The following is a 25,779-nucleotide window of genomic DNA, read 5'->3' as shown; positions in this document are numbered from 1 at the left end:
TTGTCTTATAACCCGCGCGTTAGCTGTGTGCTAGCGCATTTTTTCTGTCTAATTTTTGTGTCTCTGCTGCTTTCTCGCATACGCAAGTGTCTGCTTGAGTGCATTCTCCTTAGGAATACCTGCCAGCCTGAGCTTGTGCGCATAATCCAGTAGCTGTCCAAAATCCTCTCCCGGCCGGATTCCGGCCGCAATCAAATCCTTACCTGTAACATGCGGCTTGGCCATCATCTCGCTATAGAGCTCGAGGCGTTCAAACAGGAAATCTATACGCTCCTGCTCGCGCTTCTTTTCCGGATTTTCATTTTCCGATTCACCGGCGAGATTACCCTCAGATATATTTCCTGCATGTCCCGTAATATCAGTTTCTGATATTTGCTGCATGAGCTCAGCTGAGAGGGTAACCTGCCTCCCTTCGCCATCAGTTTGATCTGCATCGGATAAGTGCGGCAATCTCGGCTTATCGCAGATAGCAAAATAGATGAGATCGGCCGGTGCAGCTGCATCGTCGAACATGCGATTGGTCTTTTTGACTGCAGACCTGACCTCTGCCAATTTGTTGGGACGCATGTGGTTGGGAATCATGTTCCTTATATATTTCTTGACGTATTTGTAATGGCAGATGCGGTCCAGAAATCGCTCCGCGATTTCTGCTCCTTGCAGCTCGTGACCATACGCGTGAATAGCGCCATTGACGAATTCGGTAGTCGTAATCTTGCCGAAATCATGAGTCAAAGCCAGCAGCATGAACGCGTATGGGTCACTCGCATAGAACCGGAAGCGGGACGCTCTGTCCAGCACCTGCATGGTATGGGTCCAGACGTCCCCTTCCGGATGAAAAGCCGGATTCTGTTCCAGTCCTATGAGCTGCTGCAGCTCCCTGAACCAGAATCCCAGCTGATCCATCTCTCTGATCGATTCAAAAAAGCGGGAAGGTTGGCGGGATTCCAGGAGCGCCTTCTTCATCTCCAGCTCGACGCGCTCGGAGGACAGATGGGTCAGATCGAGCGCTCTGCAGATTGCAATCGTGGAAGGCGCGATCCGGAATCCGAATCTGGCTGCGAATTGGGCAGCACGTAAGGCACGGAGTGGATCCTCACCGAATTTCCTATCGTCGATATGGCGGATAATTCGGTTTCGTATATCATCCACTCCGCCATATGGATCCGCGATTTCACCAGTCAGGACATCCTGCATCAGCGCGTTCATGGTGAAATCGCGCCGCCGTGCTGCCTCCCCGATACCGATAAACGGATCGATCTGAATCTCAAAATCCCTGTGTCCGGCTCCGGTGGGCCGCTCAGCCCGAGGCAGAGCTATGTCTATGTCATGCCCTGCCAGAGAATATACTCCAAATGAGGAACCAAAGCTGAGCGGCTTTCCCAGCTCTCCCAGTGCAGATTCTAAAACCGCTGCTGCAATTCCATGCACCTCAATGTCAACGTCCTTGACCGGAAGCTCCATCACCCGGTCTCGGACGTAGCCACCCACATAATAGGCTCTACCTCCGAGCTCCGCTATTTTTTCTGCCAGTGCAGTTATCAATTTCTGTTCGCTTTTATCCATTCCATTTTTATTTTGCATAATTAATTCTGCATGCAGCTTTTGAACAATTCTGCTGCGACTATATTACTACTATATTACGTTCTACCATATAGCGATACAGGTAAGTATCATCAGGAGGATTAAGATAAATAAACACCGCCATATACTGTTCACTATTGTGGATTATAATCGCAATCTCATACTAAGCCCTATACGTAGCTCTGACTTTCCACGTCGAATACACCGCGTGTCGTGAGTCTGAGCTTAGGAATTACCGGCAAGCTCATGAACGAAAGAGTCATGAACGGATCGATGCTGCGATTTATACCCAGCCCAAAAGCTTTCTCTTTAGCCGTCTCCAGCGCCCTGTTGACATCTACAAGCGGCGCATCGCTCATCAGCCCGGCGATTGCAAGCTGCACATCTCCGATGCACCTGCCATTATCATATACGGTGATTCCACCATCGTTTTCAGCTATGTGATTAACCGCATCTGCCATATCGCTGTCGTTCGTCCCGACTACGATTATATTGTGGGAATCATGCGAAATACTGGTTGCTACTGCGCCGCTCTTAAGCCCATAGCCCTTGATGTATCCAATTCCGATGTGTCCCGTGTAGTTGTGCCTCTCGACAACTGCAATCTTGAGGATATCCGCATCGACATCAACACCGGTCGCATATCCCTCATCTGTAGTCATCAGCTCTCCGGGCATCATTCCGAGCACCCCTCTAGGCCTATCTATTTTAAATGCCTTTGAGGTGAGCTTATCGACCTTAAAGGTGTTGTGCGCTCTCGAAGCCAGGAACTCGTCAACCTCAGGTGACGGGAAGGTCTTGAGCTTGCCGTTATCGTACATCAGCCTGCCCTTCTTTAACACCTGCTCTACATTAAAATCTTCAAAATTATCTATTATGACGAAATCCGCCAAATACCCGGGAGCGATTGCACCTCTGTTATTGAGCCTGAAATATCGCGCCGCATTGGTGCTGGCAACCTTTACAGCCAGGATTGGGTCTGCCCCCATCTCTATAGCACGCTTGATGATGTAATCTATATGCCCCTTCTCCAGCAGATCGGAGGGGTGCTTGTCATCTGTGCAGAACATGCATCTGTCTGCATATTTGTCTGTCAGCAGCGGCATCAACGCCTCCAGATTGTGAGCAGCTGTGCCCTCTCTAATCATTATTACCTGACCCATCTCCAGCTTCTCTATCGCCTCTTCTGCGGTAGCGCACTCATGATCGGAATACACGCCTGCAGCGACATAGGCATTTAGAGCTTTACCCCTAAGTCCCGGTGCATGCCCATCTATCTTTTTGTGGTGCGCCTGTGCAGCAACGATTTTCTCAACCACCTGTTCGCCGGCAGCTACTGTGCCTACATAATTCATCATTTCGGCAAGTCCCTGCACCCTAGGATGGTCGTAAAAGCTGTCGATAGCTCTATAATCAAGCGTTGCACCGGATTCATCCAGCGGAGTTGCCGGCACACACGAAGGGAGCATGAATCTAACGTCTATCGGAAGCCTCTCCGTTGCCTGCAGCATGTATTCGATGCCATCGGTACCCATGACATTTGCAATCTCGTGTGGATCTGCGATTACAGTTGTAGTTCCATGCGGAAGAACCGCCCTTATAAATTCTGTCGGTGACACGAGAGCGCTCTCGAGGTGGATGTGCGCATCAAGGAAGCCCGGGCACACGATCTTGTCAGTCATATCAATCTCGCGCTCTCCCTCGTAATCTCCTATCCCGACTATCAGACCGGCAGCAACAGCAATATCCGCCTTCCGCAGCTCGCCCGAGAAGACGCTTACGTATGTCGCGTTTTTGAGTACCAGGTCTGCCTTGCATTTGCCCGCAGCCGCTCGGATAATTTTCTGTTTGCGTTGCAATTTTCGATTAATCTTACCTGTATAGCTTTCCGACATCTAAATACCCCTTTATCTGTGTCAATATAAATTAACCCATTGTACCACACATTGTGCTGTCCGGTTTAGCGGCAAACAAAAAATAGCCCGTCACCGGGCCATTAAATGCTGTCGACAAACTAACTTTTGAACTGTCTCTCCCACTCCTTCTCTCTGAAGCCGGACAGTACAAAGTCATCTCCCACGACTAGCGGCCTCTTGATCAGCATTCCGTCAGAAGCCAGGACCTCCAGCTGCTCATCCTCACTCATCGAATCCAGCTTATCCCTAAGTCCGAGTTCTCTGTACAGCCGGCCGCTGGTGTTGAAGAACTTGCGCACCGGCTTATTGCTCTTTGCGAGCCACTCCTTGAGTTCATCCTTGCTGGGATTATTTTCGACAATGTGCCTGTCATCATACCTGATTTCATGGTCGTCGAGCCACTTCTTAGCCTTTTTGCAAGTGCTGCACTTTGGATATTCATTAAATAAAATCTTCATGTATTCACCCTCTCTGTATTCATAGATCAGTTGACACTATCGTATTCATCAAAAGCAATGTGTCTGATTCCCGGTATCCTCGCTCATATTAGCGCACCAGCTCAACGAGATCGCCGTATCCCTCTGCTTCCATATCATCAACCGGAACAAATCGTAAAGCCACAGAATTGATGCAATATCTCATGCCGCCCCGGTCTGCCGGCCCGTCATGAAAGACATGACCGAGATGTGAATTTGCGCCCTTGCTCCTGACTTCAACACGCTCCATGCCAAACGACGTATCTCTATTGTATACCACGTGTTCCTCTCCGATAGGCCTTGTAAATGCAGGCCAGCCGCACCCCGAGTTATACTTATCCGTCGACACGAATAGCGGCTCACCGCTGACAATATCTACGTAAATTCCTTTTTCAAAAAAATCATCGTATTCACCCGAGAATGCTCGCTCTGTCCCTGCCTTACGCACCACGTCATAAGCTGACGGTCCGATGCGATCGAACAGCTCTTCCTCGGTTTCATCGGATGCATACAGTTCATCCTTCGGCTCCTCGCCGATCTCTGCAGCTTCAGCTGCGAATAATGCCCTAACCTCTTCAAGCTCATAGTTCGTAATATGGCAGTAACCGCCGGGATTTTTATCCAGATAGTCCTGATGATACTCTTCAGCATCATAAAATGCCGAGAGCGGACTTAATTCCACATGAAACTCATCGTGTTGAGCTCTCTGCTGTTCAAACACCTTTGTCAGAACAGGCAAATCCTGTTCATCCTCATAGTAGATACCGGTCTGGTACTGTGTGCCAATATCGTTGCCCTGTCTGTTTTCGAGTGTAGGATCGATGACAAGGAAGAAAGCGTGAGTCAGTTTCTCCAGAGACAGCCTGTCTGAATCATACACAACCCTGACTGCCTCTCTGTGTCCGGTTTCATTCCTACACACCTGTTCGTATGATGGGTACTCAACGGTTCCATTCGCGTATCCTACCGTTGTATCAACAACGCCGGGGATTTCCTTAAATACTCTTTCGGTGCCCCAGAAGCATCCACCGGCAAAATATATATTTCTGTTCATGATCGCCTCCCTATATAGATTCGTTCGCCCAAGCTATGGTAACAGCATTGCTTGGGCCTTCAATTATCTTGTGTGCAATTTAATTATATACTATTACCGTGCAGTTGCAACTACAAAATATGTCTCATGAACATTTTCTGCATATCACTCCTGATATAGATAACTCCTGCCATCCGTTGCCCTCCTCCATGGGTAGCATAATATCAACTGTAAATTTGGGATATATAGACACACAAAAAAGGAGGATAACGCCAAGGATACATTTCAAGATAAGCTGTTAAAGGTAGTACAGGCGGAACGGAAGGAATGAAAGAACTGCAGCATAGGCAAATATGATAATGGTAAAATTAACACAAAGATGATACGATACCATATATTGAAAGATTCAGAAAGGTATGAGTTATCATGAAAATTTCGTTATGTGAAAAGATAATGTGGTATGCTTTATCGCCTACCATATTCAAATTTATAGAACAATATTGGGAAGATATTGACATACAGAGCATTAAAAGACTTTCTAAAGGGAACTATAAAGCTATGATTAGTCGTACGCCGGACATAGGCAGTTTCAGAAAGAATCCACTTAGAATACCTCTTGCAGGTGGACTGTTGTGGTTATCTGTATATGATGCGATGGAAGGGAAAATGAATGAAGAGCAGTTTGGAGAAATGGTCAGTGCTACAATAGAAGCTCCTATGTTAAAGAAAAATTTCCAAAAGCAAAAGCCTTTTGATATAAAAACGCAGAAAAAGAAAATAGAAAAAAACAAGGTTGCAAATTCTGCTTCTGATAGTGAATTTAATTGGAACACGGAACTTATTTTAGGCAGAGATGAAGATGAATATACAGTTATATATCATAGATGTGGGCTTTGCGCCTTGGGCAAACAGGAACATCATGAGGAATTGATACCATATATGTGTAAGATGGACTATGAGACTATAGCTATGACGGGCGGTGTACTAAAAAGGCAAGGAACATTAGCTTCAGGTGCGGATTGTTGTGATTTTTATGTATGTAAAAAAGGTTCAAAGTGGGATAAATGAAGAAGTTTATGATTGGGAAATTATTATGGTATAGGCGATAAATTTGAATCTGTCGAGGCGATTACTCGCTTTGGGAACGAGGAATGATAAATGAAAATGACTATTAAAAAGACTTCCGTTTTTCCAGCGAAGCAAAGCAATGTTTTTGAACTCCTACAAAGATTTGATACACTTGCATATATTGCCAAGCCCTATGCAACATTTAAAAACATCGACGGACAAACCGAACCGGTTTGGGAAGCTGGCAGAAGTTTCTCTTTTGATTTTAAGATGTTTGGCTTCATTGACCTCGGTGTTCATATTATAAATGTCAAGGAATTCAACATAGATAACATCTATACGAATGAGGGTAATCCTTTTTGCCCCGTATGGAATCATCGAATTATTCTTAAAGAAATTGCTGACATCAAAACCGAATATACTGACGAGGTGGAAATTGGGGCAGGATGGAAAACACCATTGGTATGTTTGTGGGCAAAGGCATTTTACTCGCACAGACAAATGAAGTGGATAAAGCTACTTAATAAGCGATCTGAAGAAAAAGTGCAATAGCAATAATAAATATGAAGTTGTGGAGGTGGCAATATGATTGCATTGGAATTAATTTTGTACTGTCTCCTGTTTACAATGATGGTGAGGTATGCTGTGAGAGGTGGTGCAATTGATGGGTTGTATTTTTATCCGAAAATCGTTCAGGAGAGAGCCATTGAAATAGGTTTGACCACAAAAGAAGTAATGCAGCGTAAAAAGAAAATCTTCATGACAGAATTTTATATTATCATGTTAGTTGCACTTGTACTTATAATTGGTGTGTTGCATAGAGTATCGGATTTCAAGACAGCTTATCTTTTGGCATTGTTGTTTTTAGAGGTTATGAACTGGTATGACGGTATCGTGATTGATAAAATATGGGTAGGACACAGCAAGTTTTGGATACTGGCAGGTTGCGAAGAATTGCCATTTGTTCAGACGTGGAAGCAGGTATTAAAAAAGCGAGGACTTCTTACCCTGATCTGGATTGTTGGGGCAGTAATTGTTGCTGAGATCGTTGCGCTGATTTTTTAACGTATCTCGAGGAACTTTGAGAGTGTGTGAAACTTTTTCGGGTCTGTAAAATAGCCCACTATGGTAGATTGAGTGAATGTATCCCTTTGTTTGCAAAGAATACGTCTTTACCACAATATAATAAACATGTGCAAGCATGTCAAGAGAAAGCCATTCCATTCGGATTGGCCTTCCTTGTTTTTTGAGCTGTGCTACATCGTTTCAGGCATCCTGTCCGGGTACATAATGCTGAATTCTCCATAGACTTTTGCCCAATTGCGAATTGGTAAAGTCCACTTTTTAGTAGCCTGCAAGGTAGATAGATATAAGGCCTTGAGTAGTGCTGTATCGAGAGTGTGAGAGCTTTCTTTCACTCATTTAATCCGCCTCTGCAAATTCAAGCAGAGTATATCCTGAAGCCAGATTGATACTGCAAAATAATTCCGTTTTTGAACTGTTTATGATACACGCTACCTCATCTACATATCATCTATCAAGTCCGTAGCACCTCTTGTATTCCGGGGCGTCTCAGCGCTGTACTGAGATATGAATGCAAACTGAGATTTAACTGCATATCCATTGATCCAGGAATTTCATCTGCTCTTCAGTATGAAACCAATGTTCACCGTTTTTCATTACGGTTATCGTCGCTTCGCATTCTCTTGCAAATGTCTGTATGGTATAAATAGACTGCAGGTTATCGTAATTTCCGTATAATATGGCCGTAGGATGGTTCCAAACGAAGGAATGATTTCTTACCCATGTTAGGTATTTCCATGACAAATCCTGGCCAAATGAAATTTTAACGATTTCTTTTTCTTCAAGTTCTTCTTCGGTTACACCAGCCCGTCGCATCATATCAGTAATCAGCTTCTCCATATCCACTATAGGCGAAATAAAATACGTCTTTTCAAAACAAACAGCAGACAATGCATGCATGGCAAAGAAAGCGCCAATACTGTTTGCAATCAGAATAGCAGAATTATACTCCGCATTATCGTCTCAAAAAAATTCTGAAACTCAGTTATTGCGTCCCAAGGTGTCTGTGATCGATAATCAAAACCGATTACTTCACTGTCCGGGAACAATCCTTTATAATGCTCCGCTTCCTCCTGCACCATGAATATATACAACTACCGTTTTCATTTCAAACACCACATTAAATTCTAATCTATCTTTCCGCCATATATTTTTGTATTTCGTCAGAAGTTAATTTTCTAATCTGAGTATTGGGATGCTCCTCATATTCTTCCACTCGAAAAACAGGAGACATCGATTCACAGGTTTTATCTTTATTCTTTCTCAAATATACTCGTAAGTCTTCGCAATCCGCAAAGATTTTGTATGATAATCTACCATTTTTGCTTCTGAGCTCATAGATTCCACATGATTTTTTCATTGTATAATCGGCAGTTCTCAAATACAACTTGGCAATTTCCAATGATTTAAAAGGAAAATTCCATCGCTGCAAGCCTCGGTTTTGCTCATGCTCAATACAAATGCACCTACCACAGGTCCCACAGATATATTGTGTATGATTTTCTAAGCAATCCAATGGATTTAAAAGTGGTGTTATTCTTTTTTTATCAGCATAACATTCTTTACACATTTCAATATCACTTCCTCTGCAGTTTAAAATATGTTTACGGTATTCCCCTATAATAATTACCGCGTGTTCTGCGGATGGTATCATGAGTCCATTTTTGAATGATCCTCCCTCATCTTTTGATATATTTAGCGTATGCACAACAATTCGTTGTTAGAAAGTTGGCTCTAATGCGAACAACTGTAAGCCGCTCAGGCTGTTTTGGCTTGAGTTCTATGCCCTGAGCACTGATGAAGTCTCATCAGTGCGTCCCTCTGAAGGTGACCCGTTTGGATCATTGTCATCATCTGTAGTATTGTACTCGAGGATCATGTCATTGATGTCTCCGGTTTAATCAGGTGCACGGTTTTTGGCCGTTTTTACAACATTTCCTTGCACCTGTATTATACTACAGATGAGCATAAACTGCAGTATTTTCAATGAGTTAAGCTGTATTTAACAATGCTTCGGAGCGCGTGAGCACTAGCTAACTTAAACTCATAACTGCAGCGCATGAAAACACCCTCTTTACTGGACAACCAATAAGGAGGGTACATATCATTTGATTTACTGCTCTTCAAAATCTTATAAATTTAATCGTATCTGTTATTTAATCTTTTTTATTCTTTTTTATTCTTTTCCCTAATATCTTCCAAAGTATGCCAATTTTCTGTACTGTTATTTTTATTTAGTCCCAACACTTTCTTGAAAGTAGAGATAATCAAATCTATCAAATTTACCCAAACTCGTGTGATAACAAACCATACAATACAGATAATTAAAAAGATTAAAAAGTATATTAGCCAATTCATAGCTTACCTGCCCGAAAATTCCCTAAAGAATGCATCAAACTTATCATATTCTTCCGGCTGATATACATAAGCAAGAAATTTTTCATCATTTCCCGGTAAAGTTGCAAATTGGGTATATCCCGCCATCATTCCGCCTTGATGATAAATCGTATACATACCTGTTACCATTTTTGCTTTTTTAATATTGTCTTTTCTAAAAATTTCAGCTTCACTACACCCCTCAAGTTCCGGAGTTGTTTGTAGTAGTGCTATGCTCATATCAGATTCACGATAACCTATAATTAAACTTGTATATGTATATGTGGTTTTACGGGCTAAAATATAACTACTGGTTTTGATATTCAAACCGTACCCATAAACAATATTGTAGGAGTCTCCATCTTCCATAACTCCATTAAATAATTCTCTTAATCGGCTTTTGTTTGTATCGGATTTTAGAGTATCCCATTCTTTCTTCTTTCCAAACCAACCCATAATACATTCCTCCTATATAATTGTAATTTCGCCTTATCAAGTCAAGTTTCAATATATAAAAGCAAAGCCAGCCCTTATAAACGAGTTCATTGTATCATTTTATGAACAACTTTTACAGCCTAAATTTATAGATTTGTGTAATAAAATTTCCTCTCCCAGTTGTAAAATAAAGTGCGACACTCAATAAATGAAAAAAGACATACAATCAACAAGAGATGATGATCAGGTCAAGGATTACATCCGTATGCGTGATGACCACAGGGCGGCACTGAAAAAGGTGAGGCAGCAGATCAACGCTTTCTGTCTGAGGCATGGACATCAGTATCCGGGCAAAAGCAAATAGACGATAGCACATATGAAATGGCTTCGAACAACCGCAACCATAAGTTAATGATGCTGAAGGTATCCGGTAGGAGCTCGGGGTCTTGAAGATTCGAGTCATCTGCGACACTCTCTATGTTAGCACAGGATATACTGTTTAATCTCCGTAGTATTGTTCCTGGCAGAATGGTTCGTCATCCGAAAAACAACGGTGAACAAGTTTAGTCCTAGTATTTCGCTTCCCTCGCTCAAAGAGCTCGGCTAATTCCGATTTGTTTTTCTCTTATTTTTGAAAATGGGCAATCCCTATCGGAACTGCCCATTCAATGTCAAAAATATGCGATTAATTCTTGTCTACACACGATTCTGCATCAAGTGATGTAAGTTTAAACTAAATCTATGTATTTTCTGAATTTCTTCCAAAGTAGGATGTCCTGCTTTCTATGCAGAGCAGGACATCCTCTTAGTACATCTTAATACAGCTTCGCCCCTGCATGAATTGAATCGTCCAGCACAACCAGATTAAGCAGTTCTCCTCCGTCATAATCACATATAGCGGAGAGCAGCATGCCACAGGACTCGACTCCCATCATCTTGCGAGGAGGCAAGTTGGTTATAGCGACCAGAGTCTTTCCAACCAGATCATCTGCGGAGTATGTATCTTTGATACCGGAAAGAATAGTTCTCTCCTAATATAAAAGTGTAGTGGCTATACTCCCCAACAGCCAGCTGGGGGTATAGGCCTCTCGTTGCTTAAGCTGTTAGAATGTAGTGGCATTGGTTCGGACGGAGTCCTCCTTGGACCTCGCGTCCGTCGGAAAGTCTGTCTGCCAGCCACTCATTCGCAGCTGTTCGGTTTACGTAGATTGAACCGCATCTTGTGCGTTCGTTTGATACCCAGGAGATTGAATAAGCAATGAGGAATGGTTGATCCACTGCAAATTTATCTCTGGAGGTGTATCTCATGTTGAACGCTGTTGGTATCGACGTTTCGAAAGGCAAGAGCACTGTCACAGTACTGCGCCCTGCAGGCGAAACCGTGCGGAGGCCTTTCACTGTCGTTCATTCTGTCAAAGGGCTCTCGGAGCTGGTCTCCTATGTCGGAAGCCTTGATGGCGAGACCAGAGTCGTCATGGAGACGACCGGCCATTATCATGAACCTGTCCTTAAGGCTTTTCTGGATGCAGGTATCTTTGTTTCAGCTGTAAATCCTACCCTCGTCAAGCACCATGACAGTGATAAGAATCCGCTTCGGAAAGTCAAGTCAGATCCTGCTGATGCCAGGAAGATCGCCAAATATACTCTTGACAAGTGGGAACATCTGCGTCAGCATTCAGCTATGGATACTATTCGAACACAACTGAAAACACTGAATACGCAGTTTCACTTCTTCATGCAGCAGAAGGTCTCCCTGAAGAACAATCTTATTTCCCTTCTGGATCTGACCTATCCCGGTGCCAATAATCTGTTTGACAGCCCTGTCCGCACTGACGGAAGCGAGAAGTGGATTGATTACGTCCATTCCTTCTGGAATGCGGACTGTGTCCGCAAGATCGGTCTGAAAACCTTCACGGAACGCTATCAGAACTTCTGTAAGCACCATGGCTATAACTTTCAGTCGGATAAACCGGAGGAGCTTTTTAATGCTTCCAAAGAGCTTGTTGCTGTCGTTCCTAAAGATCCGATATACAAGCAGCTGATTCTCAGCAATATCGAACAGCTGGATACGATTTCCGGACAGATCGAAGAGTTCCGCCGCAAGATGAACGAGCTTGCCTTTACGCTTCCGGAATACGACACAGTCATGTCCATGTATGGCGTCGGCCCGACCTATGGCCCTCAGCTTATGGCTGAGATCGGCGATATTTCACGCTTTGATCATCGCTCTGCGATTACAGCCTTTGCAGGCGTCGATCCCGGTGTAAATCAATCTGGAACGGTAAACTACGAAAGCAATCGGGCTTCGAAGCACGGAGCGCCGCGCCTTCGAAAAACACTTTTCCAGATCATGACCACTTTGCTTTAGCTGGCTCCTGCGGACGATCCAGTCTATCTCTTCATGATGAAGAAGAAATCCGAGGGAAAACCGTATCAGGTTTATATGACTGCCGGAGCGAATAAGTTCCTTCGCATCTACTACGGCAAGGTCAAGGAGTGCCTGGCTGTTCAATCTACTGTCGAATAACATGTGGCAATTCTTTTCCCCGGCCAGCGCTTACGGTGGCCTTTTTGTGGTACCTCCATTTCTGGTTCCTGACTCCTCAAACTTATACTTGACTTTTTATTAGTAGACTTTCCGGTACCATCATTGAGCGTAAAGTTAAGAAGCTTCTTGCTCTTAGGAACCTCTTCAGCACCTTCACAACTCTGAAATCAGACTTGCTGAATGTATCGAAATCAACGACATCTTCAAACAAAGGCTCCACTTTAACCCTGGATAAATCGAGCTTTCTATCTGCCCTCTCATCTGTACTGCCGCCCTTGACCAGTGACTTCATAACCGAGATTTTGGATTTACTCATTTCATATAATTCTGCAATCATTCAAAACCTGTTATTTTAATGCTTGAATTTCAATAACTTTTTCATATCTCTCTGCAAATTTTCATCGCTATTGTTTTATTTGCTGTGTAAATTGATGTAAGTGATGTGAATTGTTTTGTTTTCTACCATTAAACTGTAGGAATTGTAATATCTACTGTATTCTTTATTTGTGTGAGGATTGATGTATATAAGTCCACATTCGATTCAGGGGTTGAAATGGAAACAACCAACGAATATCGGACCTTACTATCGTATTTATCCAAATGATGCCTTTCCCGCCACCAACCAACAACTGGATAAACCGCTATTTGATTAATTTCACTTAGATCTGCAGCGCTAAGTTTCATATAATCAGAATGAATAGATCCCACATCACGATTATCTGAACCTAAATACCATCTTTCACTGCCACTAGTTCCTTCACCTTTGTCGTTCTTATCATCACCTCGCATATAAATATTAATTCGCTTTTCAAAGTCCTCAATTCCCTCATCAGCATTGATTACATCAAATCTCAAACCACATGACTGATATCGATACTTATCTTTCCACCCAATCTCACCTGGCCCAGGTTCAATGAAATATGAAAGAGTTACTTTTAACTCTGCTTCTGTCGAGCCTAAAGCCTCTAAAATATTCTTAGGCCATGGGAGCGCATGTATGTTCATTTCATTCATTTTATAAACATTTTCCTTTTTCGTGAATGGTTGAAGTTCGTCTTGGATAATCATGTTAACTGAATTGTTCATGCATTGAATGGCTTTATTCAAATTTGGTATCCCATAACCACATGTACGAATCAGTTCTTTCCGTCCAGTTGTTTTTTTATCATCTTTACAAAACTGATGCTTCATTTTCTCTGTCCATCTTGCAGAATGAACAATCAACCCTCTTACTGTTTCTGGCCAAATTCCAGGATATACCGCAAATAGTTCCGCTGCCATCCATGAAGCTTGGGCGGTTGCTGCACTTGTTGCCCAGATAGTAGAAAAAGAATGCTGCAGATATTTATGAGATGTGGTTAATAACGAGAAATCCATGCAGTTAGTATAATCCTCTCCGTTAGTCGCAACATTACTCCCATTACATAATATTTCAGGTTTTACAGGCCATTTTTTATCCCACATTAAAGAAGTGGAACTATATGGTGAAAGTTCTCCCGACTCTGCAACTGGCATAAATCCATTTAGTCCCTTATCCACAATTTGAACGTCATCATTATATGCTCCAACTGTCAGTGCATTCCATGCCTGTGCTGGATTCTCAACTCCGTGCAATCTATTAGCATCGGGGTATAAACTAGTAACAAATTCACTAGGTTCTACATTCCCTGCGCTAACAATTATTAATCGTTTGCTATCGCCATTGTCAACTCCTGCCGCAATACCGTCAAGCGCTCCTGACCAAGATGAAGGTCTTCCATCTGAAACGGAATCTGTTGGAGCCGTTACAGCCATACAGAAACACCTTTCCAAAGAAGAATTCTGAATTTCGGTCATTGCAACAGCCTGCTCAGTAATAGCTCCATAAAGTTCAGGGGCATTTGAACCATTAGGCGGTAGTATTTTTACAGACTCAATTTGATGATTAATATCAATATCATCCGAACTTCCCAGTTTTTTCTGGAGATCGTAGTAAATTGCAATCCCTGCCATTTCTGTTCCATGTCCTTGTTGATCGTTAATTCCCCACGACGGATTCACCGATTGAATTCCATTGTTAACAAGAGCTGGTTTAATTAAGGGATGTCCCCCTTCTAACCCTGTATCCAATAAACACACAGCCGTATTTGTTTCGTTAAATATTGTCCTCTGGATCAGCTCTTGTACCCACTCATTTTGCTCCGCACCAGATAACTCATCAAAAAAATTTGTGGTTTCAGGAGCTTTTCGTATTTCCGCCACGAAATCACAGCCAACAATAAGGTTCTTTATATCCTCTCTATTAGTATGAGCAAGAAAAACCAACCGTTCAGGAAATTTAATATATTGTTCTTTACAATCTATATTATTCTGTTCGCAACATTCTCTAAAGTCCTCTTTTGCTATTTTGACGTTTTGTTTATCGAATCTCAACCATATCTCACACCAAGATTTGCTTTGGGTCGGGATCATTGACTTTTCTCCAACCCAAAATGATTCCACAACTGCCACACTAATCTTCTCAATACTACAGATCAAATCATTATTCTTTGGCGTTTCTGCTATATCAATACTATCTCTATACGCCTCTGCTTTTCTAAGAAAACAGCTTTCCTTACCTTCAGGCACATATACTGTAGCTTTTATAACTCCTTCATCTTCTCTGACATTTAATAAACGAATCCCCTGCCGCAGATCCTCCAACGAGTTAACTTTCATTTCCTTTGAAGCAACTCCTTCAAATTCCAAGTATAAACCCGATTTACACCTTATCGCTGCCACTTGTTCAGAAGACAGATCCCTCTCTTGACATCTCATCAATTGATCAAGAATTCGCTGGACATGTTGATGTGGGTTTTCTCTTACTGGATAGTCATGGGAAACCCGTTTTTGTTGTGAAGTATATGGTAACTCTCTTTTTGTATTTTGAAGAAATATGTTTTTCTTTTCAATATTCAATCTTATGCCTCCTTAGAAGAATACGCCCTCTTACGTTCATCCAACAATCTAAGCATCTGATTCTTATTAATATGTGTACCGGAAAGAATAGATTCTTTTATAGCATCATCACACACACGAATGATTTCAGCATGACTAAGGCCCTTTGATTTTTCTAGCAGGGCATTATCAGGATTAAAATCTGTCGAATATGTGTCTAATTTCAGTTTATATAATCTTCGAATTTCATTATTGGAAGGCATGTCATAGTGAAGTACATCATCAAATCGTCTAAATAGTGCTTGATCCAAAAGCTTTTGATTGTTTGTCGATGCAATAATCAAACTATTAGAATTATCCTGCTCAATGAATTGTAAAAAAGAATTTAATATTCGTCTGGCTTCTCCCACCTCATTATCAAGACTTCGATCTGCTCCAATTGCATCAAATTCATCAAACAAATAAACTCCCACACTAACAGACACTTGATCAAATATTTGCCGGAGTCGTACACTTGTTTCTCCCATAAATTTTGTCACAACCTTATCCATTTGAACTGTATATAAGGGAATATTCAATTCAGAAGCGATAACAGATGCAGTATATGTCTTTCCAGTTCCAGGCTGCCCTTCTATCAATATTTTTCTACGGTTAGATAAACCATACTGGCGAAGTTTGTTCTGATTTCTGTACTCCTGAAGTATTCTTTTTATTCTCTCCTCAGTTTCTTCAGAAACAATTAAATCTGAGAATTTTTCCTGAGGGGTCGTCATTATAAACATATTATTTCCATCGTTAATTTTAATCACGTTTCCTCTAGAGGTGATTTTAGTCGCATAATTTTTCAATTCTCGTGCTACAATTTCATGCCCCCGTTTTGCTTCAGAAGCCGCAATTTGCAAAACAACAGTTTTAAATTTTTCATCATTTTGATCTATATGAGCTTTGATTAAACTCTTAATCTGATCTGCCGTTGCCACAGCAATCCCTCCTTGGCGCAATAATCCACCCCTGTTCTACATTGTGAACCTTTAATAGCCAACATAATCTGAAATATTCTAATGTGACAAAAAATAACTTCCAATTCTACCTACCACTTAAATATATCTTCTGCTTCCGACTGTTTGGTTTATCCGGATACAGATACTCTGCCTCTCCCGATTCCAACATTTCTTTCACAACTGTCCGCAGTGTATTGTTCAAATTCTTATATCCAAGTTCTACGGCCAATTCATTCATTGAAAGCTCTCTTTTCTGAATCAATGCTTCTATGATAAGAGCATGGATCTCTTCTCTGGTTCGCCGTTTGTGTTTTTTCTCTTTTATTACCTGAAATTCCTCTGCTACCTTCCCTTTGTTCCCCCAAAAAGCTTGATGGATTGGCAGAATAACGCGAAAATAGATTCTTTCTTCATCCGTTCTAAACACCGGCAATTCTGAGCCATTATTTCTCATCTCATTCAGAATCAGGGGAACCCCGGTATTTCTACCTTCAACCATTTTTAACTCTTTCAGGAAGTCTCCGATACGCCTGTTCCGATATCGAGCAGAAATCAATACTCTGTTTTCCAAATCATCATCCGTAATTGAACGATCTGGGCCCGGCAGACTTAGAATCTCCATCCGGTCTGGCGTAATCGTTACAGTAATTGGTTCATGGATCTGATAGGAACGATGATAAACAGCATTACTCAAGGCCTCTTCTACTGCTCGAAAAGGCCAGTTAAAAATACGTACCGCTTCCGCCTGATTGGGAACCTTAGTCACATACTCCGCTATGACATAGTTTTTAATATAAGATAACGCATCCCGAAGCTGTTTATCCAACGGTCCGGTAAATATTCTTTCTTTCATATCAATCCCTGTGGGATCAGGTTTGTCTACCACTTCAATCTGGCTGTAAGGAAAGAAATTATCCGGCCTTTCATTAAAAAACATCAGTCCGACATTAATAGGTTTTCTAAATTCAACAGGACCACCGACAAGTTTCATATCAGTAGCAACATCTTCAACTGTGCGAGAAAGTGAGCTTTCATATAATTCACTGTCCACCGTATGCAAATACTCTGATAGCAAACTGGATCTCATATCTGCTATTTGTGCGTGATGATTCACTCTATCGTCAAACGGAATATTTCGGGCAAGTCCGATCAGTTCCCTTTCCTCTAAAGCATTTGCTTTGATTGTATTCGATGCCTTGCGAATATAGTATATCCTTTCACTCTTATGGGCACCCTTTTCTGTATATATTTTAGCCGGACATTTGTAGGGTCTGTCATCCCCGCCCGGAACCCACAAAACAAGAATATTTTTCCCATCAATAATTGCAGGCTCTATAACAGGAATATATCTTGGTTCAATCAGGTTACATTTGTTCAACAATTCTTTCTGTATTGAATCTAAAGAATTTTTCTCAAGTCCTTTGACGGGAAATCTCGGATGTCCATCCTGTTCTTCAACTCCTATTATGATGTATCCGCCTCCGAGATTATCAAAATCATTGGCAAATGCAGCAATCGAGTGGATGATTGGCTCTGCATTCCAATCGGTTTTGTACTCTATCCTAGAACTTTCCACCACACGTTGGCGGATCAGCTTTTCTATATTCACCGGTATAGCCATAATATTTTCCCTCGAAACGTGTTGTTCTTAACTAGCTCTTTAACTGTCTCATATTATATCAATGAGTAAGTTAATGAGCAAGTTCTTCCTATCCCTATTATATCAGTTGTTATATATTACAAAATTATATCTCCTGACACTGGGATTTACACATCACGCTCTGATCATGTTTTAGGTTCATCTAAAATCATAATCTTATTTTAATGCTATCCCATCTTTATCACGTCTTTTATACTTGAACTTTTGCATTCAGTGATGTAAATCTATGTGTTTTCTGAATTTCTTCCAAATTAGGATGTCCCGCTTTCTATGCAGAGCAGGACATCCTCTTAGTACATCTTAATACAGCTTCGCCCCTGCAGGAATTAAATCGTCCAGCATAACCAGATTAAGCAGCTCTCCTCCGTCATAATCACATATAGCGGAGAGCAGCATGCCACAGGACTCTACTCCCATCATCTTGCGAGGAGGCAAGTTGGTTATAGCGACCAGAGTCTTTCCAACCAGCTCATCTGCGGAGTATGTATCTTTGATACCTGAAAGAATAGTTCTCTCCTTTCCAGTACCATCATTGAGCGTAAAGTTAAGAAGCTTCTTGCTTTTAGGAACCTCTTCACAAGCCAGCACCTTCACAACTCTGAAATCAGATTTGCTGAATGTATCGAAATCAACAATATCTTCAAACAAAGGCTCCACTTTAACCCTGGATAAATCGAGCTTTCTCTCTGCCCTCTCATCTGTACTGCCGCCCTTGCTCAACGGCTTCATAACAGGGAACAGCTGTACGTCTCTGATAGTTGAGGAATCTGTGAGCAGCATTACCAGTCTGTCTACTCCGATTCCCAGTCCGCCCGTTGGAGGCATTCCAACCTCGAGGGCATTGACGAAGTCGGTGTCCATAGGGTGTGCCTCATCGTCAAGGCCGAGCTCCAGCTCGCGCTGCTGTTCAGCAAATCTCTCATGCTGATCGATTGGGTCGTTGAGCTCGGAGAATGCGTTGGACATCTCCCAGCCGTTGATATAAGCTTCGAACCTGCGAGTGATACGCGGATCCTTAGGATCCTTCTTAGCCAATGGCGATACCTCAACAGGATGTCCTGTCAGGAACACCGGGCCATCGAGCAGTCCCGGTATGTCCTCGCAGTACTCGTCAAACATCTCAGCTATGATTTTGCCGCGAGGCCAGTGCTTGACCTCCTCAGCATCCATTCCGTATGCAATTGCTCTCTCTCGAGCCTCCGCATCATCATCAATCCTGTCAAAAGGAATTCCTGTAACCTTGATTACAGTCTCCGTCATATCTATCTTGCTCCATGGAGGCGTCACATCAAAGGTCTTGCCTTCATATGTAATGATAGGTGTACCGTTAACTTCCATAGCACACTTGTACACAACCTGCTCCATCAGCTCCATCATGTCCTCGAGGTTGCCGTAAGCCATGTAGCACTCCATCGAAGTGAACTCAGGGCTGTGGTTCTTGTCCATTCCCTCGTTGCGGAATACCTTCCCCAGCTCGTATACTCTATCGAGTCCGCCTACGATAAGTCTCTTGAGCGGCAACTCCAGCGAGATACGAAGGTGCAGGTCGAAGTCGAGAGCATTATGATGAGTATTGAACGGTCTGGCGTTTGCACCGCCCGCAATCGTCTGCAGCACAGGAGTCTCAACCTCCAGGAAGCCATACTCCTCCTCTAGGACTCTACGGATTGTGCTAACGATTTTCGCACGTCTAATAAACGTATCTCTCACGTCGGAATTTACGATAAGATCGACGTAACGCTGTCTGTATCTGAGATCTGTATCCACAAGGCCGCTCCACTTATCAGGTAGCACCTGAAGCGACTTAGCCAGCAGTGTCAGCTCCTGTACGTGAACCGAAATCTCTCCGGTTCTGGTCTTGAACACAAGTCCCCTGAGACCCACCAGATCGCCGATGTCATATGTCTTGAACAGCTTATACTCGTCAGTACCGATCTCGTCACGCTTGACGTAGCACTGGATTCTGCCCTGCTTGTCCTGAATATCGAAAAACGTCGCCTTGCCCATGATTCTCTTGCTCATGATACGGCCGGCCAGTGCAACCTCTTGTTCTTCCATGGCCTCGTAGTTGTCCTTGATATCCTTGCTGTGTGCGGTTACATCGTATGTTTCCTGCACAAACGGGTCTCTGCCCATGTCGCGAAGCTCCTGAAGCTTGTCTCTTCTAATCTGACGCTGTTCACTTATCTCCTCTGCGGTAAGCTCCGGCTGTCCATGCTCAGGAGTCTTTGCATTATCGTTACTCATTATGATTCCGTAATCCTTTCCTGTAAGTTGTATAAAATATTTTTGGTTCTTGAGCTATACAGATATCTTGGTATCTACCGTAGCTATCCCCATCCTACTTCCTTACATCGAGAACCTCGTACTTAGCGGTTCCGTCTATAACCGGGAACTCCAGCACATCTCCTGCTCTGGCACCCATCAGATGCTGACCTACGGCAGAAGCATTGGAAAGCTTGCCGTTAAACGGATCTGCCTCTGTGTTGCCTACGATCTTGTATGTAATCTCTTCGTCGTATACGAGGTCATGAAGAGTTACTGTACGTCCTGTAGCAATCACACCCTCATCTGTACTCTCGTCCTCGTCAGCAATCTTGGCTGTACGAAGCATAGCCTCAATGCTGGTGATTCTCTCCTCTGTCTCCGCCTGTGCATCCTTAGCCGCATCATATTCGGAATTCTCGGAGATATCTCCATATGAGATAGCTTCCTTAAGTCTAGCTGCGTTCTCTTTTCTGGTTACAGTAATAAGATGTTCGAGCTCCTTCTGGAGAGCTTCATAACCCTCTCTAGTCATTTCGTTATTAGACGTTGTCATTGATCTCTTACTCCTTTCAACTTTCCGTCACTAAATCTCGTATTTCTTAACATTTTCGCTCGCTGACAGGTTCAGCAATGCGTCATATTTCAGTCTAAATGTCACGATGTCTCCAATCTTGATGTTCCCATCGATATCCTCGACATCTATTATCGTGTGGTCACCCGAAGCTCCCACCAGCTCCACGCCCTTGCGATCGGGGATGAGGTTGTCTATATCACCATAGTCGGCTCTACCCATTGCCAGCAGTGCACGCCTTCTCATACCTCTATCAAAATATTTGCGCTTCTTGCCGGCTGCATCGACTCCAAGCCTCCCCTGTGGATAACTTGCCTTCACCTTGAGCTCTATGACCTCTGCCTCGAGCGAAAAAGGCGTATCCAGTTCATCCATAGCTTCTAGATTATAGCACACTCTGACATCTTCAAGTGGACCTATTATAGGACCTGCTCCGAGCCTAAGCATGTTGATCTTACCGGGCATATATCCGTTATACACGCCGAGCAAGCTCGATGTGGCTCCACCTGACACATACTCCAGTTCTCTGCCTATCTCAGATTCAACGTGTTCCGCCAATTCAGCGAGTGCCGACATTTTATCCTCTGTCGGCATTACCGAACCATAACAGCCGAGATTGGTTCCCACTCCTGCAAGCACCAGCCCCGGCATCTCATTCTCAACCTTGACAGCCGTCTCGATCAGCTCTTCCATATCAAAGAATCCCTCTCTGAGGTCCCCGAGGTCAGCCATCAGGATAACCTTGTGGGTGATGCCGCGCTTCAAAGCGGCCTCGTTGATAGCCTCTAGGACCACCGGCTCACTGTTGAGACTGATATCTGCAATATTGAGCATCTCCGATACCTCTGACAGCATCGGAACTCTTATCATCAGCAACGGAACTCTTATACCTGCCGCCTTGGCTCTAGCCAGCTGCTCCAGTCTCGATGAACCTATAAGCTTAGCACCGCCTGCCACAAAATCCTCCGCAGTAGCCGCGGCACCGTTCGTAGCCTTGATAATGCCGGCAATATCTATTCCATGCTCGCCGCATTTGGATGAGAGAATCCTCACGTTGTTAACCAGCTTTGCCCTGTCGTAAAACAGCGCGGGGTATTTGTACTCTTCCATGAGTCTGTTCTCGCTTTCTATGCCCACTTGTTGTCCTCGACAAATCTTCTAATCTTGAGCCCTGTTGTCTTGTTGAATTCCCTGTCACGGATGATGACATGATTGATTCTCTTGAAAATAGGCATTGTATCGTTCTGCGTGTCCACGATTCGCTCGATGTATTCGCGCACCTGTTCATCTGTAGCATCTTCACCCAGCTCCTCGGTTATGTGCTCCCTGTCTGCGCGAATGGTAGCATATATACCTCGCTTCAGCGAGTCCTCGTTGTCCTCGTCACCCCAAATCATGCATTCTGCAATGCAGTCATTCTTCATGAGATAGAACTCGAGTTCCTCCGGAAATACATTCTTGCCATTAGCGGCGATTATGACGTTCTTTTTGCGTCCGGTTATGTAGACATAATCATTTTCGTTTATGTATCCGAGGTCGCCCGTGTGGAACCAGCCGTCTACTATAGCATCAGCCGTGCTCTCGGGATCCTTGTAATATCCCATCATTATGTTAGGTCCGCGGAAACAAATCTCTCCGATACCTTCCGCATCCTTGTCAGCTATCATGCACTCAACGAATGGCAGCAGATGACCCTCCGAAGCGTTGTCAATCAGCTTAGCATTGTCCGGATTGAGAGATACCATAGGTGAGGTTTCGGTCAGACCGTAGCCCTGAACGGCATTTATACCGAAGCTGCGGAAGAAGTCCATAATCTTTCCGTCGATTGCCGCACCGCCGACTATCAGCATCTTCATGCGACCGCCAAACAGATCTGTAATCTGCTTGGTCGCCTTCTTGCTGATATCCAGCCCAATCCTCCTTGTATATTTATTTATCTTGAGGAGTGCATTCAACTGCTTCTCCTTACCGCTCTTCCTGATCTGCCTGATGATCTTGCTATAGAAGTTCTCGTAGATAAGCGGAACAGCGAGCATTAAGTGAGGCCGTACCTCCTGCAGGTCCTTGACTATGTATTTTAACCCCCGGCAAAATGCTATCGTCGCTCCGCAGTACATCGCCTCTATGAAGGTACATGTACATTCATAGGTGTGGTGAATCGGAAGAACGGAGAAGAACACATCTCCCGGCTGTATGTCTATGAAAGACTGGGCAAGCATTACGTTGGAGCTGATATTCCTGTTGCTGAGCATTACCCCCTTGGATGTTCCTGTAGTTCCCGATGTAAACAGAATAACCGCGAGATCCGTATTGACAATCTCAGCGTCGATAAAGCTCCTGTCGCCCGCCTCAACAAGCTCGTAGCCGCGCTCCCTCAGCTTGTGCCAGGACAGCAGCCCTTTGTGTTCGTTTTCGTGGCTGTGCATACCGGCATTGATTACCAGCTTCAGGCTGTTGTCGTCCCTGTCCTTGATTCGCTTGAACATATCATAATGCTTGTCCATGGTGATGACTGCCGACAGCTCGCCGCCGGCAGTTAAATGTGCGAGCTCGTCCTCGTTGAGTTCCTTGTCCAGAGGCACAATCACGCCGGTACCGCAGACTACAGCCAGATAGCTCTCTGCCCATTCGTAGCAATTCTTGCCGATAACGCCGACATGCTTGCCCTTGAGCCCGAGCTCGATGAGTGCAGTGCCAAGAGCATTAACATCTGTAAGCACCTTGCTGTATGAAATCTCCTGAAAGGGTTGATCATTTTCAAACTTCTGCAGGAACAAGGGCTTGTCCCCGTACAGCTCCGCGCTGGTCTCCAGGATATTCTTGATATCCGTTACTGCGCGTCGCCATCTGTAGGCGATAGCCGGATCGCCGGACTCTTTGATATAGTCCATCATGGACTGCATGTCCTCCAGTTCCCCGGACTTTAGAGCTCTGTAATGCGCTCTGCACTGGAGCTCACCGGCTCCGTTAAAATCTGCGTCCCTTCTCGAAGTCCCTGTCGTCGAATTGGTACTCATAGTTCTCCTTCTCAAACCTCTTGATCTTGAGTGTCGTCGTTTTGATAAAATCGTCTTCACGAATCTCTATTCTCTTAACGCGCTTGTAAGGTGGCATCTTGGAATTAGCTTCTTCAACAGCCTCCTTGAGCAGCTTGTACTTATCCTCGTCATTCTCCGCGCCGGCTTCCTCGAGAGCCTTATAATCAGGGTACATGATAGCTGTACAGATGAGGTCGTCCTTAACCTCTTCAGGTTTACCGTATACAATCACTTCACAGATATAATCGCTGAGCAGCAGGTAGTACTCCACCTCCTCCGGAAAAATATTCTTGCCACCCTTTGTTACGATTACATTTTTCTTACGTCCTGTGATATACAGGAAGCCATCCTCGTCAAAGTAACCGTAGTCACCGGTGTACAGCCAGCCGTCCTTAATGGTCTTAGCCGTGTTCTCCGCATCCTTGTAGTATCCCATCATGACAGATGGTCCCTTGCAGATAACCTCGCCGATGCCGCTGCTGTCCTTATCAATAATGCGAACCTCAGTACCGGGCATCGGTTTTCCGACTGAAGCAGCCTTGCCATACCTGTCCTGATTGACAGCGATAATCGGAGAATTCTCAGTCATGCCGTAGCCCTGCATCATCGGCAATCCCATGGCTTCAAACTCAGCAATAACATTGGGATCGATCGCGGCTCCTCCGGCAATCAACAGGTGAAGACTCTCGCCAAATATTCCGTGCACCGCCTTGAACAGTCTCTTGGTAACCGCCCTGTTGTTCCTGAGGTCAAGCTTCATCGACATGCCGATAGCTCTCCTGAGCTTATCGGTGCTGCCGCTCTTCTCGGCATTTGTCCAAATCTTTCTATATATATTCTCGAATATCAGCGGAACTCCAAGCATGATATTGCATTCCGCCTCCACGAAATTCTTCTGTATGTATTTGAGACCCTCGCAAATAACTACTGTCGCTCCCTGATAGAAGCTCGTCATAACTGTGCAAGTCATCTCGTACACGTGATGCATAGGAAGCACATCGAGCACACGACCTGCTTCCGGTATATGTACGTATTTAGACATGTTGAATACATTTTGTGAGAGGTTCCTATGAGACAGCATTACCCCCTTAGCCAAGCCGGTAGTACCGGACGTAAACAGGATAGTAGATAAATCATCTGCATTGATTTGCGCATCGATGTACCCCTGCTTACCCTCTGCCACGAGCTCCTTACCCTCTGCTACAAGCTGTGACATAGTTATCAGCCTGTTGTCTGTTATCAACTCGTCTACCTCGTCATTAGGTGCAGCCATGATGATGACCTGCTTGACGAGAGGGAGCTCGTCAAGCAGCGGTACAACAGTTGGTGCGAGCTTGGGAGATGCAAAGATGGCCTCTACGTCTGCGCGTTCCAACAGGTTGGTGATCTCACCCGGCTCAAGGTTCCTATCGATAGGAACGATTACTCCCACTCCGCAGACAACCGAGTAGTAGGACAGAGCCCATCTGTGCGAATTTTCACCGATTACTGCAATCTTGCTGCCCTTGAAGCCTCTCTCTATAAGAGCAGCTCCTATAGCATTCTGCTCTGCCTTGAACTCCGCATAGGTCATGGTCTTGAACGGCTCCTTATGCTCGTCCTTATACATATATGCAACTCTGTCCGGAAAAGCCTCAACGGAAGCGTCTATCATCTCTTTGATGGTCTCTACGTATTTTACATCATATAGTTGATTTTCATATTTCTTCTTGTTCATATTTCGCCAACCTCTGTACCCTTGCCAATGTGCTCAAAAGTGCCATACCAAGCGATTTTATAATCAATACATAATACGGAATTCTATCATTT

The 25,779-nt window shown here is 43.9% G+C and carries 21 protein-coding genes and 2 pseudogenes; 5 read left to right on the top strand and 18 right to left on the bottom strand.

Annotated features, from left to right (window positions below; all coding sequences use genetic code 11):
* Positions 1-48: 48 nt before the first annotated feature.
* The 4 genes from HMPREF0581_RS02315 to msrB form a co-directional block, all read right to left on the bottom strand.
* Positions 49-1,581 (bottom strand): CCA tRNA nucleotidyltransferase, encoded by a 1,533-nt coding sequence (locus HMPREF0581_RS02315; protein ID WP_051426899.1) that lies wholly within the window; start codon positions 1,579-1,581, stop codon positions 49-51.
* Between the two features lie 170 nt (positions 1,582-1,751).
* Positions 1,752-3,476 carry an adenine deaminase gene (gene ade, locus HMPREF0581_RS02310; RefSeq protein ID WP_036379990.1) on the bottom strand — a complete coding sequence of 575 codons (1,725 nt, stop codon included), beginning with the start codon at positions 3,474-3,476 and terminating at the stop codon, positions 1,752-1,754.
* 119 nt (positions 3,477-3,595) lie between these two features.
* Positions 3,596-3,955: an arsenate reductase family protein gene (locus tag HMPREF0581_RS02305; protein ID WP_178978580.1), complete on the bottom strand. Its 360-nt coding sequence runs from the start codon at positions 3,953-3,955 to the stop codon at positions 3,596-3,598.
* 88 nt (positions 3,956-4,043) lie between these two features.
* Positions 4,044-5,027 carry a peptide-methionine (R)-S-oxide reductase MsrB gene (msrB, locus tag HMPREF0581_RS02300; RefSeq protein WP_036379989.1) on the bottom strand — a complete coding sequence of 328 codons (984 nt, stop codon included), beginning with the start codon at positions 5,025-5,027 and terminating at the stop codon, positions 4,044-4,046.
* A 405-nt stretch (positions 5,028-5,432) separates the two neighbouring features.
* On the opposite strand from msrB, the gene HMPREF0581_RS02295 reads away from it, so the two are divergent.
* The 3 genes from HMPREF0581_RS02295 to HMPREF0581_RS02285 all read left to right on the top strand — a co-directional run bounded on the left by HMPREF0581_RS02295 (position 5,433) and on the right by HMPREF0581_RS02285 (position 7,139).
* Positions 5,433-6,074, top strand: a complete 642-nt coding sequence (locus HMPREF0581_RS02295; protein ID WP_036379985.1) for an L-2-amino-thiazoline-4-carboxylic acid hydrolase — start codon at positions 5,433-5,435, stop codon at positions 6,072-6,074.
* Between the two features lie 90 nt (positions 6,075-6,164).
* A complete protein-coding gene (locus HMPREF0581_RS02290) occupies positions 6,165-6,626 on the top strand; it encodes a hypothetical protein (RefSeq protein WP_009643651.1) in 462 nt (153 codons plus the stop codon).
* 33 nt (positions 6,627-6,659) lie between these two features.
* A complete protein-coding gene (locus HMPREF0581_RS02285) occupies positions 6,660-7,139 on the top strand; it encodes a hypothetical protein (RefSeq protein ID WP_036379983.1) in 480 nt (159 codons plus the stop codon).
* Between the two features lie 191 nt (positions 7,140-7,330).
* Here HMPREF0581_RS02285 and HMPREF0581_RS08480 read toward each other — a convergent pair.
* The 4 genes and pseudogenes from HMPREF0581_RS08480 to HMPREF0581_RS02265 form a co-directional block, all read right to left on the bottom strand.
* A pseudogene (locus HMPREF0581_RS08480) lies at positions 7,331-7,468 on the bottom strand (IS256 family transposase); the annotation flags it as partial.
* Between the two features lie 214 nt (positions 7,469-7,682).
* Positions 7,683-7,997: a hypothetical protein gene (locus tag HMPREF0581_RS09015; RefSeq protein WP_330368086.1), complete on the bottom strand. Its 315-nt coding sequence runs from the start codon at positions 7,995-7,997 to the stop codon at positions 7,683-7,685.
* Positions 7,998-8,289: 292 nt separating this feature from the next.
* Complete coding sequence (locus HMPREF0581_RS02275) at positions 8,290-8,865, bottom strand: hypothetical protein (RefSeq protein ID WP_330371647.1); 576 nt, start codon at positions 8,863-8,865, stop codon at positions 8,290-8,292.
* Positions 8,866-9,518: 653 nt separating this feature from the next.
* The gene (locus HMPREF0581_RS02265) at positions 9,519-9,989 is read right to left on the bottom strand and encodes a hypothetical protein (protein ID WP_009643640.1); all 471 of its coding nucleotides are present in this window, start codon (positions 9,987-9,989) and stop codon (positions 9,519-9,521) included.
* A 187-nt stretch (positions 9,990-10,176) separates the two neighbouring features.
* Between HMPREF0581_RS02265 and HMPREF0581_RS08690 the strand changes: the two genes are divergently transcribed.
* Positions 10,177-10,332 (top strand): hypothetical protein, encoded by a 156-nt coding sequence (locus HMPREF0581_RS08690; protein WP_156918795.1) that lies wholly within the window; start codon positions 10,177-10,179, stop codon positions 10,330-10,332.
* Between the two features lie 451 nt (positions 10,333-10,783).
* Here HMPREF0581_RS08690 and HMPREF0581_RS02260 read toward each other — a convergent pair whose 3' ends face one another.
* On the bottom strand, positions 10,784-10,990 hold the full coding sequence (locus HMPREF0581_RS02260) for a hypothetical protein (protein ID WP_084645314.1): 207 nt from the start codon (positions 10,988-10,990) through the stop codon (positions 10,784-10,786).
* Between the two features lie 287 nt (positions 10,991-11,277).
* Here HMPREF0581_RS02260 and HMPREF0581_RS02255 point away from each other — a divergent pair.
* Positions 11,278-12,495 (top strand): annotated as a pseudogene (locus tag HMPREF0581_RS02255) (IS110 family RNA-guided transposase).
* An 82-nt stretch (positions 12,496-12,577) separates the two neighbouring features.
* Here HMPREF0581_RS02255 and HMPREF0581_RS02250 read toward each other — a convergent pair.
* The 9 genes from HMPREF0581_RS02250 to HMPREF0581_RS02210 form a co-directional block, all read right to left on the bottom strand.
* On the bottom strand, positions 12,578-12,832 hold the full coding sequence (locus HMPREF0581_RS02250) for a hypothetical protein (protein ID WP_330371646.1): 255 nt from the start codon (positions 12,830-12,832) through the stop codon (positions 12,578-12,580).
* Positions 12,833-12,981: 149 nt separating this feature from the next.
* On the bottom strand, positions 12,982-15,453 hold the full coding sequence (locus tag HMPREF0581_RS02245; protein ID WP_036379979.1) for a S8 family peptidase: 2,472 nt from the start codon (positions 15,451-15,453) through the stop codon (positions 12,982-12,984).
* A gap of 2 nt (positions 15,454-15,455) precedes the next feature.
* On the bottom strand, positions 15,456-16,412 hold the full coding sequence (locus HMPREF0581_RS02240) for an AAA family ATPase (RefSeq protein WP_036379975.1): 957 nt from the start codon (positions 16,410-16,412) through the stop codon (positions 15,456-15,458).
* A 106-nt stretch (positions 16,413-16,518) separates the two neighbouring features.
* Entirely contained in the window at positions 16,519-18,054 is a 1,536-nt protein-coding gene (locus HMPREF0581_RS02235) for an RNA-binding domain-containing protein (protein ID WP_036379972.1), read from the bottom strand.
* Between the two features lie 339 nt (positions 18,055-18,393).
* Positions 18,394-20,340, bottom strand: coding sequence for a lysine--tRNA ligase (lysS, locus tag HMPREF0581_RS02230; protein ID WP_051426898.1), 1,947 nt, complete (start codon positions 20,338-20,340; stop codon positions 18,394-18,396).
* Between the two features lie 94 nt (positions 20,341-20,434).
* Complete coding sequence (greA, locus tag HMPREF0581_RS02225; RefSeq protein ID WP_009643957.1) at positions 20,435-20,914, bottom strand: transcription elongation factor GreA; 480 nt, start codon at positions 20,912-20,914, stop codon at positions 20,435-20,437.
* 30 nt (positions 20,915-20,944) lie between these two features.
* The gene (locus HMPREF0581_RS02220) at positions 20,945-22,069 is read right to left on the bottom strand and encodes an alanine racemase (RefSeq protein WP_084645313.1); all 1,125 of its coding nucleotides are present in this window, start codon (positions 22,067-22,069) and stop codon (positions 20,945-20,947) included.
* Entirely contained in the window at positions 22,060-23,949 is a 1,890-nt protein-coding gene (locus HMPREF0581_RS02215) for an AMP-dependent synthetase/ligase (protein ID WP_051426897.1), read from the bottom strand. The genes HMPREF0581_RS02220 and HMPREF0581_RS02215 overlap by 10 nt, the downstream gene beginning before the upstream one ends.
* Entirely contained in the window at positions 23,900-25,687 is a 1,788-nt protein-coding gene (locus tag HMPREF0581_RS02210; protein ID WP_051426896.1) for an AMP-dependent synthetase/ligase, read from the bottom strand. Before HMPREF0581_RS02210 ends, HMPREF0581_RS02215 begins: the two co-directional genes overlap by 50 nt.
* Positions 25,688-25,779 lie beyond the last annotated feature (92 nt).

This window comes from Mogibacterium timidum ATCC 33093, from assembly GCF_000525775.1.
In the GTDB taxonomy this organism is placed as follows: domain Bacteria; phylum Bacillota; class Clostridia; order Peptostreptococcales; family Anaerovoracaceae; genus Mogibacterium; species Mogibacterium timidum.
Note: the sequence above shows the minus strand (reverse complement) of the source record. Positions and strands in the feature narration are given on the sequence as shown.

What these genes read in the sequence shown, in the direction of transcription:
- HMPREF0581_RS02315 (WP_051426899.1), bottom strand. Translation starts at nt 1,581, where the DNA reads ATGCAAAATAAAAATGGAATGGATAAAAGCGAACAGAAATTGATAACT.
- ade (WP_036379990.1), bottom strand. Translation starts at nt 3,476, where the DNA reads ATGTCGGAAAGCTATACAGGTAAGATTAATCGAAAATTGCAACGCAAA.
- HMPREF0581_RS02305 (WP_178978580.1), bottom strand. Translation starts at nt 3,955, where the DNA reads ATGAAGATTTTATTTAATGAATATCCAAAGTGCAGCACTTGCAAAAAG.
- msrB (WP_036379989.1), bottom strand. Translation starts at nt 5,027, where the DNA reads ATGAACAGAAATATATATTTTGCCGGTGGATGCTTCTGGGGCACCGAA.
- HMPREF0581_RS02295 (WP_036379985.1), top strand. Translation starts at nt 5,433, where the DNA reads ATGAAAATTTCGTTATGTGAAAAGATAATGTGGTATGCTTTATCGCCT.
- HMPREF0581_RS02290 (WP_009643651.1), top strand. Translation starts at nt 6,165, where the DNA reads ATGAAAATGACTATTAAAAAGACTTCCGTTTTTCCAGCGAAGCAAAGC.
- HMPREF0581_RS02285 (WP_036379983.1), top strand. Translation starts at nt 6,660, where the DNA reads ATGATTGCATTGGAATTAATTTTGTACTGTCTCCTGTTTACAATGATG.
- HMPREF0581_RS09015 (WP_330368086.1), bottom strand. Translation starts at nt 7,997, where the DNA reads ATGGAGAAGCTGATTACTGATATGATGCGACGGGCTGGTGTAACCGAA.
- HMPREF0581_RS02265 (WP_009643640.1), bottom strand. Translation starts at nt 9,989, where the DNA reads ATGGGTTGGTTTGGAAAGAAGAAAGAATGGGATACTCTAAAATCCGAT.
- HMPREF0581_RS08690 (WP_156918795.1), top strand. Translation starts at nt 10,177, where the DNA reads ATGAAAAAAGACATACAATCAACAAGAGATGATGATCAGGTCAAGGAT.
- HMPREF0581_RS02250 (WP_330371646.1), bottom strand. Translation starts at nt 12,832, where the DNA reads ATGAGTAAATCCAAAATCTCGGTTATGAAGTCACTGGTCAAGGGCGGC.
- HMPREF0581_RS02235 (WP_036379972.1), bottom strand. Translation starts at nt 18,054, where the DNA reads ATGGCTATACCGGTGAATATAGAAAAGCTGATCCGCCAACGTGTGGTG.
- lysS (WP_051426898.1), bottom strand. Translation starts at nt 20,340, where the DNA reads ATGAGTAACGATAATGCAAAGACTCCTGAGCATGGACAGCCGGAGCTT.
- greA (WP_009643957.1), bottom strand. Translation starts at nt 20,914, where the DNA reads ATGACAACGTCTAATAACGAAATGACTAGAGAGGGTTATGAAGCTCTC.
- HMPREF0581_RS02215 (WP_051426897.1), bottom strand. Translation starts at nt 23,949, where the DNA reads ATGAGTACCAATTCGACGACAGGGACTTCGAGAAGGGACGCAGATTTT.
- HMPREF0581_RS02210 (WP_051426896.1), bottom strand. Translation starts at nt 25,687, where the DNA reads ATGAACAAGAAGAAATATGAAAATCAACTATATGATGTAAAATACGTA.